At 47.2% G+C, this 18,472-nt stretch carries 18 protein-coding genes; 4 read left to right on the top strand and 14 right to left on the bottom strand.

What is annotated here, in order from left to right; all coding sequences use genetic code 11:
- Window positions 1-66 precede the first annotated feature (66 nt).
- Window positions 67-507 carry a hypothetical protein gene (locus tag PT964_RS23960; RefSeq protein WP_274365889.1) on the bottom strand — a complete coding sequence of 147 codons (441 nt, stop codon included), beginning with the start codon at window positions 505-507 and terminating at the stop codon, window positions 67-69.
- A gap of 180 nt (window positions 508-687) precedes the next feature.
- Here PT964_RS23960 and PT964_RS23965 point away from each other — a divergent pair, with 180 nt between their 5' ends.
- Window positions 688-1,164: a hypothetical protein gene (locus PT964_RS23965; protein ID WP_274365890.1), complete on the top strand. Its 477-nt coding sequence runs from the start codon at window positions 688-690 to the stop codon at window positions 1,162-1,164.
- Between the two features lie 172 nt (window positions 1,165-1,336).
- On the opposite strand, the gene PT964_RS23970 is transcribed toward PT964_RS23965, so the two are convergent.
- From PT964_RS23970 to PT964_RS23990, 5 genes are all read right to left on the bottom strand, one after another.
- Window positions 1,337-1,759 carry a VOC family protein gene (locus PT964_RS23970; RefSeq protein ID WP_274365891.1) on the bottom strand — a complete coding sequence of 141 codons (423 nt, stop codon included), beginning with the start codon at window positions 1,757-1,759 and terminating at the stop codon, window positions 1,337-1,339.
- Between the two features lie 226 nt (window positions 1,760-1,985).
- Window positions 1,986-3,269: an alpha-L-fucosidase gene (locus PT964_RS23975; RefSeq protein ID WP_274365892.1), complete on the bottom strand. Its 1,284-nt coding sequence runs from the start codon at window positions 3,267-3,269 to the stop codon at window positions 1,986-1,988.
- A gap of 18 nt (window positions 3,270-3,287) precedes the next feature.
- Complete coding sequence (locus PT964_RS23980) at window positions 3,288-4,979, bottom strand: ABC transporter substrate-binding protein (RefSeq protein ID WP_274365893.1); 1,692 nt, start codon at window positions 4,977-4,979, stop codon at window positions 3,288-3,290.
- 104 nt (window positions 4,980-5,083) lie between these two features.
- The gene (locus PT964_RS23985; protein ID WP_274365907.1) at window positions 5,084-5,935 is read right to left on the bottom strand and encodes a carbohydrate ABC transporter permease; all 852 of its coding nucleotides are present in this window, start codon (window positions 5,933-5,935) and stop codon (window positions 5,084-5,086) included.
- Window positions 5,936-5,990: 55 nt separating this feature from the next.
- Window positions 5,991-6,896, bottom strand: coding sequence for an ABC transporter permease (locus PT964_RS23990; protein WP_274365894.1), 906 nt, complete (start codon window positions 6,894-6,896; stop codon window positions 5,991-5,993).
- A 128-nt stretch (window positions 6,897-7,024) separates the two neighbouring features.
- On the opposite strand from PT964_RS23990, the gene PT964_RS23995 reads away from it, so the two are divergent.
- Entirely contained in the window at window positions 7,025-8,809 is a 1,785-nt protein-coding gene (locus PT964_RS23995) for a sensor histidine kinase (protein ID WP_274365895.1), read from the top strand.
- Window positions 8,806-9,576 carry a response regulator transcription factor gene (locus PT964_RS24000; protein ID WP_274365896.1) on the top strand — a complete coding sequence of 257 codons (771 nt, stop codon included), beginning with the start codon at window positions 8,806-8,808 and terminating at the stop codon, window positions 9,574-9,576. The genes PT964_RS23995 and PT964_RS24000 overlap by 4 nt, the downstream gene beginning before the upstream one ends.
- A 31-nt stretch (window positions 9,577-9,607) precedes the next feature.
- Here the strand turns inward: PT964_RS24000 and PT964_RS24005 are convergent, their stop codons facing one another.
- From PT964_RS24005 to PT964_RS24020, 4 genes are all read right to left on the bottom strand, one after another.
- Window positions 9,608-10,048 (bottom strand): VOC family protein, encoded by a 441-nt coding sequence (locus PT964_RS24005; RefSeq protein WP_274365897.1) that lies wholly within the window; start codon window positions 10,046-10,048, stop codon window positions 9,608-9,610.
- A gap of 33 nt (window positions 10,049-10,081) precedes the next feature.
- Window positions 10,082-11,332, bottom strand: a complete 1,251-nt coding sequence (locus PT964_RS24010) for an aminopeptidase P family protein (protein WP_425262793.1) — start codon at window positions 11,330-11,332, stop codon at window positions 10,082-10,084.
- Between the two features lie 264 nt (window positions 11,333-11,596).
- Window positions 11,597-12,517: a GNAT family N-acetyltransferase gene (locus tag PT964_RS24015; RefSeq protein WP_274365899.1), complete on the bottom strand. Its 921-nt coding sequence runs from the start codon at window positions 12,515-12,517 to the stop codon at window positions 11,597-11,599.
- Window positions 12,518-12,637: 120 nt separating this feature from the next.
- Window positions 12,638-13,633 carry a methyltransferase domain-containing protein gene (locus tag PT964_RS24020; RefSeq protein ID WP_274365900.1) on the bottom strand — a complete coding sequence of 332 codons (996 nt, stop codon included), beginning with the start codon at window positions 13,631-13,633 and terminating at the stop codon, window positions 12,638-12,640.
- Between the two features lie 76 nt (window positions 13,634-13,709).
- Here PT964_RS24020 and PT964_RS24025 point away from each other — a divergent pair, with 76 nt between their 5' ends.
- Complete coding sequence (locus PT964_RS24025) at window positions 13,710-14,996, top strand: amidohydrolase (protein ID WP_274365901.1); 1,287 nt, start codon at window positions 13,710-13,712, stop codon at window positions 14,994-14,996.
- A gap of 57 nt (window positions 14,997-15,053) precedes the next feature.
- Here the strand turns inward: PT964_RS24025 and rpiA are convergent, their stop codons facing one another.
- The 4 genes from rpiA to PT964_RS24045 form a co-directional block, all read right to left on the bottom strand.
- Complete coding sequence (rpiA, locus tag PT964_RS24030; protein WP_274365902.1) at window positions 15,054-15,725, bottom strand: ribose-5-phosphate isomerase RpiA; 672 nt, start codon at window positions 15,723-15,725, stop codon at window positions 15,054-15,056.
- A gap of 25 nt (window positions 15,726-15,750) precedes the next feature.
- The gene (locus tag PT964_RS24035) at window positions 15,751-16,728 is read right to left on the bottom strand and encodes a phosphotransferase (protein ID WP_274365903.1); all 978 of its coding nucleotides are present in this window, start codon (window positions 16,726-16,728) and stop codon (window positions 15,751-15,753) included.
- A 139-nt stretch (window positions 16,729-16,867) separates the two neighbouring features.
- Window positions 16,868-17,365 (bottom strand): DinB family protein, encoded by a 498-nt coding sequence (locus PT964_RS24040; protein ID WP_274365904.1) that lies wholly within the window; start codon window positions 17,363-17,365, stop codon window positions 16,868-16,870.
- 61 nt (window positions 17,366-17,426) lie between these two features.
- On the bottom strand, window positions 17,427-18,239 hold the full coding sequence (locus tag PT964_RS24045; RefSeq protein ID WP_274365905.1) for a class I SAM-dependent methyltransferase: 813 nt from the start codon (window positions 18,237-18,239) through the stop codon (window positions 17,427-17,429).
- Window positions 18,240-18,472 lie beyond the last annotated feature (233 nt).

Below are 18,472 nucleotides of genomic sequence, written 5' to 3' on the forward strand. Positions count from 1 at the left end.
TAAAGCAAACGATTTATCGCTCAAGCGGCGGAGCCTGATAACCGGGACTCCGCCGCATTTTAAACATCATTTTTTTAAGGGTTCAATCATATGAAATTGTCGCTCACCTTTTAGTTCTTCAATATATCCAATGATATCCACATAAGGTTCATCCATGTTGATGTATCGATTTCCATCAAACATCTCTTTAGGGACATGTGCTGTTAACGTTACATTTTCATTCGGTTTAATATCCAAACGATTATTCCTTGTTAAAACTTTAAAATCGTTTCCTTTTTGACTTCCTTCAGTCACAATGAGGTAGCTTATATATACATTATTTTGCCTTATTGTAAACTTTGACTTATTATATAATTTCAATGTATAGAATTTCCCGTCAGTAGTGTTTTTCTCCTCAATGATGTGGACCGATATTTTCTCTAACTCCTCCGAAGTTATTTGCGGTACTGAATTACAGCCAACTGTAATGAAGCAAATGATTGCGAATAACAATATAAATCTTTTCAAAATAACACCCTCCCGAAATCTCCGATGCGTACATCGGGGGATATCTTCATCAATTATACGTTTCCAAACATTAGGAGGTCGCACTTAAATCAATAGTCCAACAAAGGTTTGCCGAAAAAACGGCGTAACAGTATGTTCGGGTATAATGAAAGTAGAAATTCATGAAATGGAGGCCCCACTATGTTGAGTTTTCAAGAAAAGCTTGCAATTGCGGATTCATTCCCGGAACTGCAGCGCAAGGACGTGTCTCTTGGACGCGTAAATTACCATTATGATCAAAGCGTTACCGATAAGAAAACTGTCGTTTATCATCTTCACCCGAACGGCAACGGATATGTATATGCCGGTGAATTACATGATTTTCATTTGGATAGCAAGGGTTTCGTGAATATTCGGGATTTTTCGGCCGAGGAGCTTCACTCCCTGATCGAACGTTCGATCCGTTCGCTTAGTAACTCTGCAGCTAGTGTGTCTGCACCTGTGGGGCAAGCCAAGGAAGAACGATGGAAAAACGGCAAGGGGCAAACGCTTGAACTCAAATTTGAAGACGAGGATCAAATGTGGTACATTTTCTCCGGATTGATACTAGACGCAACATTCGATTCATATGCGGAGGCGAAGGAGTATCTCGAAGAAGAAGGATTCGAACGCTCGTAAATTTCGCTGCCGCCTCAGGAAACTCGTCTTCATTGACGAACGAAAAGATATGAATGAAAAAAGCTTACGGACTATAATGTAACACAGTGCTATGTCATAAAATGCAGTAAACCCAGCTCTGGTTATGGGCTGGGTTATTAGCTTAGCGTCCGATTCATTGTACATCATTACTTTAGCTCTCTATTTCAGTATAAATTTGAAAGGTCACGCCGAATTTGTCAGTTACATCACCAAAGCCGGGGCTAAAAGCTTCTTCCCCAAACGGCATATTAACTTGACCGTTTTGCCGTAAGGCTTCAAAAAATCGTTTTGACTTTTCCACGTCATTCGTTGTAATGCAAATTGTCACCTGTTTACCCTTTGGAATCGACGAACCGCTTGGAGCATCCGAAAACATTAGCTCCGATTCACCAACTCGTATTTTTGCGTGTGCCACAAGATTCTTTAGGTCATCGGTGAAAGTATCGGGCATTTCCGGTATCTCTCCGTAAGTGATCATTGAGATAACTTCGGCGCCAATTGCTTGTTCATAAAACTGAATAGCTTCCCTTGCGTTCCCTTCCATATTTAAATAAGGGGTAAGTTTTACTGTCATCTATGGTCAACTCCTTTTTCTCAATCATAGCGTTGAAGTAATGGTTTGATTTCTTCTTGATTGCTATCTTGGATAATTCCAATTACCGCCTTTTTCTGAATTATTCATTCAGTTATACTCCGTTACTCAATAACGAAGCAGCCGATCGTAGTGTCCGGCTGCTTCATCCTTGTCTTCCTTGGAATTTTGTGACAGGCTCCTGCGCAAGAGCGAGTGTGCCGCTCTTCTAATCTATTTCCTGCAATTCCAGCTCAATAACTGTATCGAGCTCGTAAGGCAGCTTCCCGCCGGGCAAGTTAATAAACGCTCCGCTCTCGATATCGGAATATTGCTCCGCCATCCACGGCGTTTGCACGTGAAGCTCGGAGCCGTCCGCCAGAAGTCTCGCTTTCGCGATTTTCCCTTTCAATCCCTGGAAATAAATCGGCCCGATACCCCGGTCGAACACGTGGGCGTACAATTTGTTCCCTCTTTGCGTATACCGTCCCCATTCCGGTTTCGGGAGCAGGGATGCGGAGCAGCCGTAAATGCTGTCGCCGTTGCGCCGCACCCATTCGCCGACCGTGTCCAAAATATTCAGCGACTCCTGCGGAATTTCGCCCTTGGCGTCCGGACCGACGTTGAGCAGCAAATTTCCGTTCTTGCTGACGCATTCCACTAAAGCGCGAACGACCTGTTCCGGGGTTTTATACCGATTGTCTGACGCGTGATAGCCCCAGTTATCATTAAGCGTTATGCATGCTTCCCAAGGCACCTGGCGTCCCAACTCGTCTATGATGCCTCCCGGCGGAATGATTTGCTCGGGCGAATAGAAGTCTCCCGCATAAATTTCCGGATGCTCCGCTTTGATATTGCCTCCGAGCCGGTTATCGATAATAATGTCAGGCTGGATGGACCGGATCATTTCGATCAGCTTGGTCGCTTGCCATTTCTCGCCCGTCATGTCGTCGTAAGAGAAATCGAACCACATAATGTCGATCTTGCCGTAATTGGTCAACAGCTCTTTCACTTGACCGTGCATATAAGTCAAGTATTTATCGAAATCGATCGGTTTATGTTTAAACGCTTCATTGTCCCTCATCGGATGCTGGCGGTCGCCATATGCGGGATAATGCTCATGATACCAGTCGATTAACGAATAATAGAAGCCGGTCCGAATCCCTTCCGCGCGAAACGCATCGACAAATTCGCGGATCAGATCGCGCCCCGCCGGCGTGTTCGTCGCCTTATAGTCCGTGAGCGCGCTGTCGAACAAACAAAATCCGTCATGGTGCTTTGTCGTGATCACGGCATACTTCTGGCCGGCCGCTTTCGCGGCTTTCGCCCATTCGCGCGGGTTATACCGGGTAGGATTAAACTCGTCAAAATAGCGCTGATACTCCTCATTGCTAATTCTTTCACGGGCTCTTACCCATTCGCCTCGGGCCGGGATTGCGTACAGCCCCCAATGGATAAACATCCCGAACCGGTCGTACCGGAACCATTCCGTACGCTCCCACCGCTCGCTCATTCCGATTTCCTCCTATTGTCATTTGTATACGTTGTCGTAAGCTTCCTGATAAATTCGGATGAATTCGTCCATTCCCGAATCTTTAAGTCCCTTGACGTAAGCGTCCCAATCCTTATCGAGATCCTTGTTGCCCATGATGAACTCCAGCATCGATTGCTTGATATAATCCGTAACGATCGGCTTCAGCTGTTTTACCCTGTCGGCCTGCTCCGGGGAGAGGAAAATATCGGTCGGGAACTCCTCCTTCGGCTGATGGCCCTCATATAAATTTTTCGTTGCGAGATGCAGCCTCAGCTCCAGTCCGTCCATCGTATAAGGGTCCTGCGCCGAAGTATACGCGTTCTCGCGGAATGCCTTCGAACGAAGCCCCGGCCCCATTTGATTCCAATGATCGTTCTGAACTTGGCCGACCCCGTAGGACGTTTCGAGCACCTTGAATACGGACTGCGTCCCGTTCACGTTCTTGTCGCCGGACTCCGCCTTTTTCCAATTTCGACCTTCCTCTCCGAAGTTCGACATGATCGTGCCTTCTTCGGAGTACAAGTAATCGGCCAGCCGAATTGCCGCTTCCGGTTTTTTGTTTACGTTCGTAATCGCAAACACCGAGTTGCCGATGCCGACATAGTGCGCAGCGTAAGATACGCCGTCAGGACCCGTCAACGGAGCGATCGGATCGTACTCTTTATGCCGCGTCGCTTCCGGAGAAGCATCGGTAAACTCCCCGAACCAGCCCGCCGGAACCGCGCCGACGATTGCCAAGTCGGGATGATTGCCCTTCTGCGCAAGCGCGTCCGACTTCTGCGTGAACGCTTCTTTGTCGATCAGCCCTTCGGCGTACAGCTTGTGCAGAAATTCCAGCCCTTTCTTAAACCCGGGCTTGTCGGCCGCCGTCTCCAGCACGCCGTTGTTCATCATAAAATAGTTGTTTTCTTTGTTGTAATACACGAAGGCATTCATAATAAAGGTTTCGACGTCCGTAAACCAGCCGGTCGGCGACCCGGTGAGCGCGATTTCATCCGCCTTGCCGTTACCGTTCGGATCCTGCTCCTTGAACGCCTTCAGCATGCCGTAAAATTCGTCTGTCGTCTTTGGCGCGCTCAGTCCGAGCTTCTCCAGCCACTTTGAGTTCACCCACATTTTGGAGCCGAATTGGCAATGATAGCATTCGTTGACGGAAGGAATGGCGTAAATGTTTCCGTCCGGCGCTGTAATCGCCTTTTCCAAATAGGAAATGTCCTCGAACGCTTTTTTAATATTCGGCGCGTATTTATCGATCAAGTCGTTGAGCGGAATGAACACGCCTTGCTGTCCGTAGAGGAGCTGCTCCTCCTTCGTCAGATTGCCTTGCATGAAGATGTCGGGGTAATCGCCGCTGGCCAGCAGCAGCTGCTTCTTTTCCTGCAGTCCGTCTTGGGGAACAAGCTGCCATTCGAGATGGATGTTTGTTTTTTCCTCAAGATATTTCGTAAACCAGTTCGTATTCAGGTCCGCAATGTTGGCCGACTGCGGCGCGAAAGCGGACATCGTAATCTTCTCTGAAACGATCGGAAAGCCCGACTCGTTAAAGCTTTGTTTTGCCGCACCGGACTGCCCCTCTGTGCCGCCGTCCGCCGAACCTTCCTTGTTTGAGCCGCAGCCGGCCGAAAGCAGCATAAGTGCCGCAGCCAGCGCGACGATGATCAACAGCTTCGTTTTATATATTTTTTTCATGTGCGAAATGCCTCCCTTTTCGGATTCATGCATTTTGTAAGTCAAACTCCGCAATTCATCGACCGATAACCTTGGCTGAATCACCCCTTTCCAAAATGTTCGCATCAGCCTTTTACCGATCCGATCAGCAGCCCCTTTACGAAATGCTGCTGCACGAACGGATACAGCATGAGAACCGGCGCGCTGGCGACGACGATCAACGAGTATTTCAGCAGCTCCTTGAGACCTTGGCGCTCCGCCAGCTCATCGACGTCCTTGATCATCGTCGCATCGACCGAGTTCAGGATGAGAATGTTCCGCAGAACGATTTGAAGAGGATACAAGTCCGCCGTCTTTAAGAAAATAAGCGCATCGAAGTATGCGTTCCAGTGGCCGATGGCGTACATAAGCACGAGCACGGCGATAATCGGCTTGGATAGCGGAAGCACGATCCGCAGCAAAAACTTGAAGTCGCCGCAGCCGTCCATATGCGCCGCCTCCGTAAGCTCCGTGGGAATCGATGTCTGGAAGAACGTTCTTGCAATGATGACCTGCCAGACGGAGAGCGCGCCGGGAACGATCATCGCCCATCGGGTGTCCAACAAGCCGAGCTCCTTCACCGTCAAATAGTACGGAATGAGCCCGCCGCTGAACAGCATCGTGAAGACGAACAGCGCGGTAATGAGATTGCGTCCGTGAAAATCTTTCCGCGACAGCGGATACGCAGCCGTAATCGTCATAATGACGTTAAGCAGCGTCCCGAACACCGTGTAAAACAAGGAATTCCCGTACCCCTTCACGATTTGCGGATTTTGGAAGACAGCCTCGTACCCTCTCAGCGTCGGTTCTACCGGAAACAGCCACACCTTGCCGGATATGACTGCAGAGGAGGAGCTAAACGACGAGCTGACGATATAAATGAGCGGGTAAGCGACGACAATCAGGCTCAAAATGAGAAACACATATACGACGCCCATGAACAAACGGTCGGGCAAACTTTCGCGTATAGCCGTTCCCAAAGCATTTCCTCCTCTACCACAAACTCGTTTCCGACTTTTTCCGTGCGATGGTGTTGACGATCAGCAGCAGCAGCAGATTGACGACGGAATTGAAGAGTCCTACCGCAGTGGAGAAGCTGAAATTCGCACCGACGAGCCCCATCTTGTACACGTACGTGGATATGACCTCCGACGTACTGACATTGATCGGGTTTTGCATCAAATACACTTTTTCGAAGCCGACGTTCATGACCTGACCCGCATTCAAGATCAGAAGCACAATGGCCGTCGGCATCAAGCCCGGGATGTCGATATGCAGCATCCGCTGCCACCTGGAGGCGCCGTCCATCTTAGCCGCTTCATACAAGTGAGGATCCACCCCCGCCAACGCCGCCATATAAATGATCGCCGCATATCCGGTGTACTGCCAGACGTCGGACAGCACGTAGACGGTTTTAAACGCTTCCGGCTTGGACATGACGTTATCCGCTTGAAACCCGAACGTTTCCGACAAAAAGTGCACGATTCCGATTTGCGGCGATAAAAACAGCATAATCATCGAAACCATAATGACCGTTGAGATAAAATAAGGAGCGAACGTAACGAGCTGTACGACACGCTTAAAGAGCCCCTTGCGCACCTCGTTCAAAGCGAGCGCCAAAATGATCGGTGCCGGAAAGCCTACCGCCAGCGAGTATAAACTGAGAAACAGCGTATTTTTGATGATCGACCAGAAGATCGGGAGCTCAAAAAAAGCTTCGAAATGCTTGAATCCGACCCACGGGCTTCCCAAGATCCCTTTCGTAACCATGTAATTTTTGAACGCGATTTGTACGCCGCCCATCGGCACGTATTTGAATACGATCAAGTAAATGAGCGAGGGCAGGACGATTAGATAAAGCTGCCAATTTTTCTTCATTCTTTTTAATGTTATACTCATTCGTAGCACCTCCTCTTTTGGTTATCTCCTTTCCTAAAGCGCTTACATTTATCTTAATTGAATTGATGCGGATGAAGATAGCGATCATTTTTAAGAACCATACTGTCCATTTGTAAGGTGGTGCGGCTATGACGGGATCCCGGCTTTTGAAACGAATGCGCAGCTTGTCCATCGTCAAAAAAATGGCTCTCGGCTATATTTTTATTATCATCATTCCGATCGTTTCGTTCGGGCTGTTTCTGTACAATCAGAACTATAACCGGATTCTTCACGATTATGCGCAAGGCCGGCAAAAGATCGTCGACCAAGTGGCGGCCAATCTGAAGGTCGGCACCGTCCAAATCGAGTCGGTCTACAATCTCTTTCAATACAATTCGAACGTCATCAACTATTTGAGCGGAAGGTACCGAACCGACTTCGATCAGGTGAACAATTTTTTAACGTATATCCGCCCTTTGTTCTCATATATTCAATCGTCTAACCTGCTGATCGCCGACGCAACCATTTACCATAAGAAGCAGAACAGTATGGTGTTCCGCACCGAAATGGCCGACATCGACGAATTTCCGTACGATCCGGCGCTCACGGAGCTGCCGCTAGGGATCGGAAAGTGGGTGTCTTTTCATGCCGACGGCGGCGAACCGGGGATCAATCTTCACTACTTTCGAAAAATCGGCAACCGGAACTACGAGCAGGAAATCGGTTTGCTAGACATTACGGTAGATTCCGGCATGATCGTGCCGCTGCTTGAATCGCTGAACAAAGGCGGAACAGGCAACATTTATGTGCTTGACCAAGATAACAATGAACTTTACTTTACGGAAGCGACGCCGTTGTCGAAGGAGCAAAAACAGTTACTATTTCAAAAAGCGTCCGAACGCTCCACATTCCACGAATACCAAACGTTCAACCGGCGCCTGATGCTCGTGCAATCGTTCTACTCGGACGGGTTGAAGCTTCGGTTCGTCGTCATCGAACAGCTGGACGACGTGTTTGACAGCATTAACAAAAACAAATATGTGCTTGCAGTTACCGTCAGCGTCCTTCTTCTGCTGCTGTCCGGCATCTACTATATGATCGCCCTCTCAATGACGAAACGGATATTGAAGCTTTCCCGGCATATGCGGCAGGTCAACGAAAGCAATTTTCCTTTATATAGGGGAGAAATTATCGGCGACGAAGTCGGCCAGCTGACCGCATCGTACAATACGATGATCAGCCGGATGGATGAGCTCATCAATACGGTCCACCGTTCCGAGTTGATGCGCAAGGAAGCGGCTTACCGGATGATGCAGGCGCAAATCAAGCCTCACTTCTTATACAACACGTTGGAGTCGATCCGCATGATTGCCGACGCAAACGACGACCATGAGGCGGCGGATATGGCATATACGCTCGGCAAGCTGTTCCGTTACAGCTTGTCCTCGCTGCAAGAGGAAACGTCCTTGAAAGAGGAGATCGAAAACAGCAAGGATTACGTCAAAATCCAACAAATCCGCATGGGGGACAGGCTGCAGGTTTCGTTCGACATTGCCGCACCCGTTGACCGTTTCGTTTGTCCGCGGTTCATTTTGCAGCCGATCGTAGAGAACAGCATCGCGCACGGCATCGCTAAAGTAAGAAAGCAAGGACATTTAACCGTACGTGTGTACGAAGATTCCGAATATGTGTATGTTGCCGTTGAAGATACCGGCGCCGGCATTCCGGAGGAACGGCTCCGGGCGGTCCGGAATGCGCTTATGGATGCGGGCGAAGTGCATACGCTGCAATCGGAACGGGGCGGGCTCGGTCTTTCCAATGTGAATGAGCGCATCAAGATGTTTTACGGGAAGCAATCGGGAATACGGATCGACAGCGTGCCGGGAGAAGGAACGGTTTGCACGCTTCAGCTTTATAAGGGGGAGACACCATGAAACTGCTTGTCGTCGACGATGAACCGGTTATTTTGCAGGGAATCATCCGCATCATTCAAAGGGAAAATACACCGTTTACGGAAATCGCGGAAGCGGCCGACGGCTTTGAAGCGCTGGAAAAAATCGAGCGACTTCAGCCCGATTTAATCATCACCGACATTCATATGCCCGAGATGGACGGCCTTGAGCTGATCCGCCGGACGAGGCAGCGGAACCGGGACGACCGTTTCGTCATTTTAAGCGGGTACAACGAATTCCAGTACGCCAAGCTTGCTCTGCAATATCGGGTCATTGATTATTTGCTGAAGCCGATCGACAAGCTCGAGCTGTTCGCCTTATTGGATAAGACCGCTCAATCGATATTGCACGATCGGTCTCGGGAACGCCCTACTATTAAGCTCCCAGCTTCTTCGGATGCCAAAACCGGCTCCGTGTCATTGGCCAAAATCATTCGCTGTATCGAAGAACATTACCGTACGGATCTATCGCTTGACAAGGTGGCGGAACACGCGGGCTTACATCCGAACTATGTCAGCATGCTGCTTAGTAAGGAGTTAGGCACGACCTTCCTTCAATATTTACACTCCATCCGGATGAAGAAAGCGCAGGAGCTTATGAGCGAGCATCCCGATTGGCCGGTTCACGTTATTGCCGACATGGTCGGGTACGAAAATCAAAGGCATTTTTTTAAGGTGTTCAAAAAGTATACGGGCATGACGCCGGGGCAGTTCAAGCTGAGAAGGATGGATATGGAGGAACGCCCTTGATGTTGATGATCAAGGGCGTTCGTTATCTTGTTTACACGCCTCTTTCTTCGACCGCCCGAATATAGTGTCCGTCCGGGTCATAAAAGGTGAAATAACCGAAATCATTAGTAATTTCAGGCTCTTTATCAATATGGGCTCCAGCTTGTTTAATCCGTTCATGCAAAGCAAGCAAATCATTCGTTAACAGCTCAACCATCGTCACGTGCCCCGTGCTGCTTGTGATAAAGAAGGAACGAGGAAATACAAACTTCAATTGTGTGATATGTTCCGGTCTGGTTTCCATCAAGAAAATACCCGGACCGTTTCCATTTTTCAATCCAATATGTGCCTCTCTAAACTGAAAATCTGCCGAAATCAATTCATAGCCCAGCACATTGCAATAAAAATCTACCGACTTATTCAAATCCGAGACCGGAAATCTCATGCTGCAGTAACCGATAACATCCGCATTGTTCGTTTTATTGCTCAGCATACTCTACACTCTCCTTTTTTTAATGTCGTTCGCCTATTCCTTTTTCCCGATCAACAATTCCACTTCTTCGATTCCCTTCGGGATCTGCGATGAGAGCACCTCGCAGCCGTCTGTTGTTACTAACACATTATCTTCTATCCGAATGCCAATCGCTTCTTCCTCTATGTACAGGCCAGGTTCAATCGTGATCACCATACCGGGCTGCATGGCAGCACTGTATTCCGAGATATCGTGCGTATCCAGTCCAAGGTGATGGGACACGGAATGATAGTAGTATTTGGACAGCTCGCTGCTCTCTTGGATGAGACCGAGACGCAGAAGGCCCTCTGTCAAGACTTGTTTTGTAACCTCATTAAGCTGTTGAAGTGTGACGCCCGGCTTCACTGCTTCGATGGTCTTGATTTCCGCTTCGAGCACGAGTTGATAGATCTCTTTCTGACGTTCAGTAAAGCGACCATTCACGGGAAACGTTCGCGAAATATCAGCCGCATAGTAATTCGATGCTGCACCGAGATCGAGGAGGACCAAGTCACCGTCTTCCGCACGCTGATTATTCGCTTCATAGTGCAAGACGGTAGCATTTATGCCGCTAGCAATAATGGGTAAATAAGGAAGCTCGCGAACGCCATGCGACTTCAACGTGAAATCAAAGTGCGCCTCAAGCTCATATTCCATGATTCCAGGACGTGCATGCGACCACATGCGCCGGATTGCTTCATCCGTGATCGCAATCGCACGTCTGATTTGTTCGATCTCTGCCGGACTCTTCACCATACGCAGTTCTTTCAGCCATGGGCCCGCATCGTGAATCTGCAGGGTCCGGTATTTCTTCTGCGCATCTTCGGCAAATGTCTCCGCAGGGGTCGGCTCATCGCTCCACTGAACGCGATGCAAGTCAAGATAGAGCGAGCCCTTGCCTTCGCAACGCCTCATAAAGGTTCCAAATGACTCAAGCCACTCATCAAGATAGTCGCAATGCTCGATACCAGACTGCTCTTTAGCCTCTTGATCCGATAAGACGGCTCCTGTCCATTTCGCTTCCAGTTCATTCGGTCGCTTAAGAAATAACGTTTCGGTCACGGTGCCGGCGCGTTTCGTGATCATGAGAATGAGATTGCTGCGCGCAATGCCGGTTAGATAATAGAAGTTGCGGTTCGGGGTAAACGGATACTTATCGTCATGACTGCGTGTCTTGACACCTCCCGAAAATAGTACAAGTGCGCTGTGATCAGGCATTTTTTCCGCGATGGTTTGCCGGCGATCGATGAACTCTTTTGAATCCATACTTATTGGCATTTGTTTTGTACCCCTTCGTTGTGATGATTTTAGAGCAAGTTTACATTTTGCTTAAATAACGGTCCAAGATTACTCCATGACTTCGAACAATCCCGTTTGGTAAATTCTTTTGATCAAAAAATACAGTAAATCCCAGACATTGGAAGTATTTAATGTAATTCAACACAACTCCTTCATTTCCTTCCTCAAATATTCTGACGCGTGCGTCAACGGGAAAAAAGCGACGGTTTTGATCCCGTCGCTCCGCACTTCTTACGGTAAAAATTTAGTAATATAGTGAATCCTCTTGTATTCTTCTTGAAGACCAAATTTGTGGTACAACGATTTTGCTACACTATTTTTACTGTCCACTGATAGCCGAACATCGTCCGCACCTAATATTTTTAATCTGTTTAGGATTTCTGACAATAAAGCTTTCCCGATCCCTTTCCCTTGCCAATCACGTCTTACAGCTATGGTTGGGATTCGTGCATGAGTTCCTCTTAGATACGAAGAAATAGTACCTATGGGAAATCCGAATTCGCTAACGCATATGATATATAGGTTCGAGCAAAAGTTAGGTCCATCAAACTCATGTATCACATTCTCTGTACTTTTATTTCCACCGAATGCATCATTGTAGATATCAGCCCAAACCTTTGCGTCCCCTAACGTCGGCGCACGAAAATTAAAACCTGATGGTTGGTAAAAGTTATTCATATCAGTCATGATTTTCAGACTGAGTATCTCCAATATATTTTGTTCCTGCATGCCAAAGTTAAACCCAAGATTGGTTTCACCAGGAATGCATGTAAGTGCGCGGTGAATAAAGTGAATGGGTTTTCCTTCTCGTCGTACGATTCCTTCTAATCTCATAAAGATGAACTTGAAGATGGCAGTACCTATCCCGCGTCTGCGCCGGTCGGCATCCACCGTCCCGTAACTATATACAGAGATGTGAGTATCTTGTTCTACAAAGCATAATGAAAAATATCCAACTGTAGTCTGCTCAATCTCTACAACGAAAGTATTTTCTCGGATCTTTTCACCCGGCTCATCCAAATCACGCTCAAATTGCGCAACAGTAACTCCATTCATCATATGAAAGGGATCGCGGTTAATCATCTCTACTATCCGTTGTGTATCTGACGTTGTATGAACTCTAAACGATATATCCATACCCGAATATTTCATATAAATATTACCCCGCTACTAGTGACCATCATTCTCTTCGTTTTCCACGTTTTTCGATTCACCGCTCTTAACATACCGGACGATCGCGATATGCCCTTAACGCAAGGGGAATGTTTGCCTCTACCGAATAGGCACAGCCAAAACGACATGCAGCAATTCATTAATTTTTAGATGTTTCGTGATGTATCCTTTGTCTTCAAATAGATTAATGAGTTCAATTAGCGGAATATACTCCGCATCGTCTTCAATAACCGCGCCTCCCTCGCCGTCAATCATCAAATCCGCGACGCAAATCCGACCATGCGGCTTCAAAACTCTGCGCATTTCTTGAATAGCCATCAGCGTTTGCTCGCTCGTAAGGTGATGCAGGGCAAAACTCGAAACGACAAAATCAAATTTTCCGTCAAGATAGGGCAACGCCAGGAAATTGCCAAGCTTGGTCTCAACCTCCGGAAATTTGCGTTGGCACTCCTTTAACATCTCGTTGGACTGGTCGACCCCCGCCATAACCGCACCTTCATGTACCAATCTGCCGGCTAGGTTCCCCGTGCCCGTTCCGACATCCAATCCCCGTTCGCCAGGAATTGGCGACACCCACTTCACGATAAGGCGCAGCGCCTCATCGTAATCTCTATATTTCCGTTTGTCTTCTTGAACCAACCGATCGTGAATGCTTGCCAAGCGGTCAAAACCCCACTTGTCCTCCCAAGCCCGTTGTTCCCTTAATCTTCTTGAACCCTCCGCCAGAGTATAAATGTCATCGAGCGGAAGCCCCTGGTTATTCTTGAGGCTTTCAATCATTTTGTCTGTCGTTTCAATAATCTGCTTCATTTCGACCCATTTTGAGAACATTACGGATCGCTGGAGTTCCAAAAAATATCGTAATTGACCGTTTTCTTGGGCTTCCACCTCCGGCAGCGCGGTCCGAATGTCGCTAACCGACATCCCCGACTCCCTCAGTGCAATGATTGTCTGTAGGCGCCAAATGTCTTTTTCATCAAACATACGATACTGATTGTCATCCCGTTTGGAAGGAGCAATGAGCCCCTTGTCCTCGTAAAACCGAATAGCCCTCTGCGATATTTTCAACCTGTCCGCGACTTCTTTTATTTTCATGAGAATCCCCTTTGTCTTCTTGACCCTCACCCAACGTCAAGGTTTAGTATAAACCCAGTAAAAGGAGGCTGTCACGATGAAGAAAATAATCAAAGGCGCGAAAATCTTAACTATGCGAACCGACGAACCGTTTATCGGGGACATTCTCATTGACGGAGACCGCATAGCGGACATTCGGCCTGCCATTACCGCTGATGCCGATGAAGTGATTCACGCCGAAGGCATGGTAGCGATGCCTGGGCTTATTAACGCCCACCAACACACCCCTATGAGCTTGTTGCGGGGATTTTCCGACGATCTGAAACTTATGGATTGGTTAGACAAAAAAATGATCCCCGCTGAATCCAGAATGACTCCTGAGGACATTTATTGGGGCGCAAAGCTCGCAATGGCCGAAATGATCAAATCAGGTACAACTGCCTTTGCCGACATGTACATCCACATGAATGAAATCGCGGTCGCTGCGGAAGAAGTCGGCATGCGGGCTTCTTTAACGCGGGGGTTAGTCTTCCTTGAAAATGACGGAGGCCGTCGAATGTCGGAGGCGGTTGATCTAATCCATCGTTGGAGCGGCAAAGCCGAAGGCAGAATCACGACTATGCTGGGACCTCATTCCCCATATACGGTTCCGCCCCGACCCTTTAATGAGGTTATCGAGCTTGCAGTGCGGGATAACATTCCGATTCATACGCACCTGGCAGAAACCAAAGAGGAAGTTATCATGATCAGGGAAAAGTACAGTCAGACCCCAACGGAATATTTGTATCAACTCGGTCTGTTTGAAAAGGCTCACGTGCTCCTCGCTCACAGCGTGCATCTGAATCGGCGCGATATTGGGTATTTAAAGGGCATGCGGGGTGGAGTGTCACATAATCCCGTAAGCAACCTCAAACTTGGTTGCGGAATTGCACCCATTACAGATATGACCGAACAAGGAGTTATCGTTGGGCTAGGCACGGATGGCGCAGGCAGTGCCGCAACGTTAGATATGTTTGAGGAAATCAGAGCTGCCGCTTGGCTGCAAAAGTTGGATTACGGCGATCCCACTAAACTTCCCGGCATTGATGCTCTTCACATGGCGACTGTCGGAAGTGCAGAGTTGTTGAACATAGGTCATGAAGCGGGCACGTTGGAAATCGGGAAAAAAGCGGATATCATCTTGATCGATCTAAGAAAACCCCACTTACAGCCGATCCACAATATACATTCACTGCTTGCATACTGCGCCAAAGGCTCGGATGTAGACACGACCATCGTAAACGGAAAAGTGTTAATGCAGGGTCGCCATCTTCTAACTATCGACGAAGATGAGCTGTTAAAGCAAGTATCCTTGCGTTCCAAGCGTATCGTTGATGGCATTTGATCTCTAATCGCAAAGTACGCGGGCATGTAAATGTCCGCGTACTTTCTCCATTCAACATTAGTGGTTACAGCGACTTATTACTGAACCATCATGGTAACCGACTATCACTTTCGTTGCTAACTTAATAAACAGACCATTATCAACGACTCCCGGAATCAAGTTGATTGTCGTATGTAGGTCCTTGGGTAGGTTTATACTTCCAAAGCTACAATCAACAATGTAATTTCCGTTATCTGTAATGAACGGTTTGTCACCAACAAGCCTTAATTTCGGAACACACCCAAGCTTACTTAGTCTTTTCTGCGTAACCTCATACCCGAATTTTACAATTTCAACAGGTAAGGGGAATTTACCTAGTCGATTTACTTTTTTACTTTCATCGATCACAATGATTAGTTCCTTGCTAAAAGAAGCTACGATTTTCTCACGTAAGAGTGCACCTCCACCCCCTTTTATTAAGTTCCACTCTTCGTCAACCTCGTCAGCTCCATCAATTGTAATATCAATTTGTTCAATCTCAGACATTGATATTAACGGAATCCCTAATTCCTTGGCCAAGTTTTCGGAGGTAATGGAAGTTGCTATTGCTTTAATACTTAGACCATCCTTTGTTTTCATTCCCAATTTTTGAATAGCCCAATAAGCAGTAGACCCAGTGCCTAAACCAACGACCATACCATCACGTATATACTCCACAGCTTTTTCGGCTATTGCTCTTTTCGACTCCACGATGTAAGCCTCCTTAACTCGGAACTTAGAGATTAGAAAAGATATCGCGCAAGTTGCCCCAATTTTCTCCAACCCAAATATTTTCTTCCCGAAATCTCTTTAGTGGGATTGAATCATCTTCACCTTCAACCGCAACCCATTCCGCTTCTTTCCACCAAGTTAACTTAATAGACCTGACCAATTTCTCCATCGTTAACGGCTGGTATTCACGATAGCCCCTTACGAAAGCAGTCACTGTGTCAATACGAATAGACGCGTTATCCAATGTACAGGACAATATAGGTCGTGATATATCAAATTCAGGATAAACAAAGTGCATTCTATCAAAATCGAGAATGGCGGATAATGAATCTTGCGTGAATAAAATATTATCTACAAATAAATCCCAGTGCCCCCAGCCCCGTTCGCAATTTAAAAAAATATCGATATCCGTTTCATCGATGATTTTCCTTTGTACTTCCAATGCTCTGATCGTTTTCTCGCATTTCATGTTATTTGCATGGATCCATCTTTTATTCCAACGTTCTAACATCTCTTCTTTGTTCCGGATATCCCAATGCAACGGATATGAGTTCGAATTGTTCGAATTTAAAATTTGATGCATCTTACCTATGGCATTCCCTAGAGTGTATGCTTGAGTTTCATTTGCCGAGCCTGGTGGTATAATGTTACCCTCACATAGACCCATTAATACAAACCGCTCTTGAGAAGGCGTCCTTAACACATATCTCCCTTGATTGGAAAACAACTTAGGAGTTGGGATGCCTTCCTTATGTAGATTAGATTGATGGGTCAAAGAGATCTCCAGACCTTTAACGAAGTCTTCGGGATAGCGTGTCTTATTGTATTGCTTTACAAATAAACTGCCTACATCCGTTTCAATTTTCCACTTTAAATTTAAGTAACCTTGCTCGATTTGCGTGTAATCATATATTTCTATCTCAAAAATATCAGAAATTGTGCTTAGAATATCATCTCTGATGAAAGCAACTGCATCGGGCATTATACTCCCCCAATTAGATAGAACTGGCGTTCGAACTCATTATAAACCAAGTTATTAGGGAAATCATTAGCGGAAAAAGGCCGCCGATCGAGCCGTCGGCAGCCATTTCCTTGATGATTATTAAGCTTTTATACCCTATTCATTTGCCTTCCTCGTCGGCCGAGGGGCCGTAGAGGCCCGGCACCGGAATATCGAGAAGCCGCAAATAAACTCCGAGCTGTGCCCGGTGGTGGACCATGTGACTTATTCCGAAGGTACGAAGTGCGATCGCCCGTGGTTGGCGCAGGATGATATGGTCTCCGTTCCGTAAGGTCCATTCCTCGCCGAGCGCCTTCTCGTCGCATTCGGCTATCAGCTTTTCAAGCTTAGCGACGTTCGCATCGAATTCCTTTAGTACGTCTTCGCGTCTTTCCAAAGCTTCCCGCCGAAGCGGCACGGTCGAAAGATCGAATTCCGGGTAAAGAAAAATCGCGATTTGCCAATTCAGCAGGTTTATCAGGTGCGTGGCCAGCCCGCCCAACGCCATCGATTTCTCGTGAGGCTTCCACGTCATGTGCTCGTCGGGCAAACGCTCCAAGATGCGGCGCGTAGTGGCCAGCTCATGCATGGCATCTCCGACTATCAGTTGTTTTATCATAGGTTAGTTCCTCCCTTTAATGAAAAGTAACGCCGATCGAATCCTGCAGCTCCGAGATACCTTATCTATTTTCCTTCAAAAAATCGGGGTAATAGTACCACACAAACTCCAACCATGGCGGCGCCACCTCTGCAAAATGCCCCCAACTGCCAGGCAACGCTTCAGGATCGTCACTTTTGATTTCAGAGAAGTAAGCGAGAAGAAAACCTTCGCTGATTAATCCATTCATGATTCTGCTTAATGTTTGAGTGTATTCTACGGGCTCTTGTATTTTATTTACAGTCTGGGACTGATCATAAACCCACTCTTGATCCGGATAAGATGTCACAGTTCCGTCTTTATAGGGAAGCTTTAATATGTAACCGTCTCCGTTCCAATCATTGTGAGTTAATCCGGAGAAGAATGGATTAGCGCACATTAAATAATATAACCCGCCCTCTTTTAGTATACGGGATACTTCATGAAACACGACCCGTGAATCCGGAACAAAAGTAAGGGAGTAGGGATGCCAGATGATATCGAACGAATCGTCGTCGAAACAGGACAAATCGCGCATATCGCCTTGAATTAAACGAAGCTCAAGCCCATAATGCTCCGCTGCGGCCCGATCGCGTTCCAATTGGGATTGGGAAATATCAAAGACCGTTACAACGGCTCCTAGCAATGCGAATGCCACCGACTGCTGTCCACCGCCGCTTGCCAAACAAAGGACTTGTTTTCCCGCTATGTCTCCTGTTACACCTAAACGATCCAATCCTACATAGTGACGAGCTGTCACTTTATCAAAATCCAACTTCGGGCGTGTGAACAAAGCGTTTGCTTTCGCCAACGCTTCCCAACGTGCTTGATTATATAAATAAACCTCATCCTTCATATGTAGTCACCCCAATTTCTATAATATTAACACAGTTTGGAGGTATTTTATTCCAACACATCGAATATTTTTATTAGTTTTTACTCTAATAGGGCCGGCTGCCCATGTGGCGTGATGCCGGAATTAACGGAACAAAGTGTCCGCTAATTGCTAGAAAACTGCCAATTACCGGCGATTCAAGCGAATTAACGGACATTCTGAGTTAGACTAAAAAGTGGACACTCCGAATTAGT

The sequence above is a fragment of the Paenibacillus thermotolerans genome (assembly GCF_028745515.1).
GTDB lineage: Bacteria > Bacillota > Bacilli > Paenibacillales > YIM-B00363 > Paenibacillus_AE > Paenibacillus_AE thermotolerans.

What these genes read in the sequence shown, in the direction of transcription:
- PT964_RS23990 (WP_274365894.1), bottom strand. Translation starts at nt 6,896, where the DNA reads ATGAGTATAACATTAAAAAGAATGAAGAAAAATTGGCAGCTTTATCTA.
- PT964_RS24005 (WP_274365897.1), bottom strand. Translation starts at nt 10,048, where the DNA reads ATGCTGAGCAATAAAACGAACAATGCGGATGTTATCGGTTACTGCAGC.
- PT964_RS24010 (WP_425262793.1), bottom strand. Translation starts at nt 11,332, where the DNA reads ATGGATTCAAAAGAGTTCATCGATCGCCGGCAAACCATCGCGGAAAAA.
- PT964_RS23975 (WP_274365892.1), bottom strand. Translation starts at nt 3,269, where the DNA reads ATGAGCGAGCGGTGGGAGCGTACGGAATGGTTCCGGTACGACCGGTTC.
- PT964_RS23985 (WP_274365907.1), bottom strand. Translation starts at nt 5,935, where the DNA reads ATGGGCGTCGTATATGTGTTTCTCATTTTGAGCCTGATTGTCGTCGCT.
- PT964_RS23995 (WP_274365895.1), top strand. Translation starts at nt 7,025, where the DNA reads ATGACGGGATCCCGGCTTTTGAAACGAATGCGCAGCTTGTCCATCGTC.
- PT964_RS24000 (WP_274365896.1), top strand. Translation starts at nt 8,806, where the DNA reads ATGAAACTGCTTGTCGTCGACGATGAACCGGTTATTTTGCAGGGAATC.
- PT964_RS23980 (WP_274365893.1), bottom strand. Translation starts at nt 4,979, where the DNA reads ATGAAAAAAATATATAAAACGAAGCTGTTGATCATCGTCGCGCTGGCT.
- PT964_RS24025 (WP_274365901.1), top strand. Translation starts at nt 13,710, where the DNA reads ATGAAGAAAATAATCAAAGGCGCGAAAATCTTAACTATGCGAACCGAC.
- PT964_RS24020 (WP_274365900.1), bottom strand. Translation starts at nt 13,633, where the DNA reads ATGAAAATAAAAGAAGTCGCGGACAGGTTGAAAATATCGCAGAGGGCT.
- PT964_RS23970 (WP_274365891.1), bottom strand. Translation starts at nt 1,759, where the DNA reads ATGACAGTAAAACTTACCCCTTATTTAAATATGGAAGGGAACGCAAGG.
- PT964_RS24045 (WP_274365905.1), bottom strand. Translation starts at nt 18,239, where the DNA reads ATGAAGGATGAGGTTTATTTATATAATCAAGCACGTTGGGAAGCGTTG.
- PT964_RS24040 (WP_274365904.1), bottom strand. Translation starts at nt 17,365, where the DNA reads ATGATAAAACAACTGATAGTCGGAGATGCCATGCATGAGCTGGCCACT.
- PT964_RS24015 (WP_274365899.1), bottom strand. Translation starts at nt 12,517, where the DNA reads ATGAAATATTCGGGTATGGATATATCGTTTAGAGTTCATACAACGTCA.
- PT964_RS24035 (WP_274365903.1), bottom strand. Translation starts at nt 16,728, where the DNA reads ATGCCCGATGCAGTTGCTTTCATCAGAGATGATATTCTAAGCACAATT.
- PT964_RS23965 (WP_274365890.1), top strand. Translation starts at nt 688, where the DNA reads ATGTTGAGTTTTCAAGAAAAGCTTGCAATTGCGGATTCATTCCCGGAA.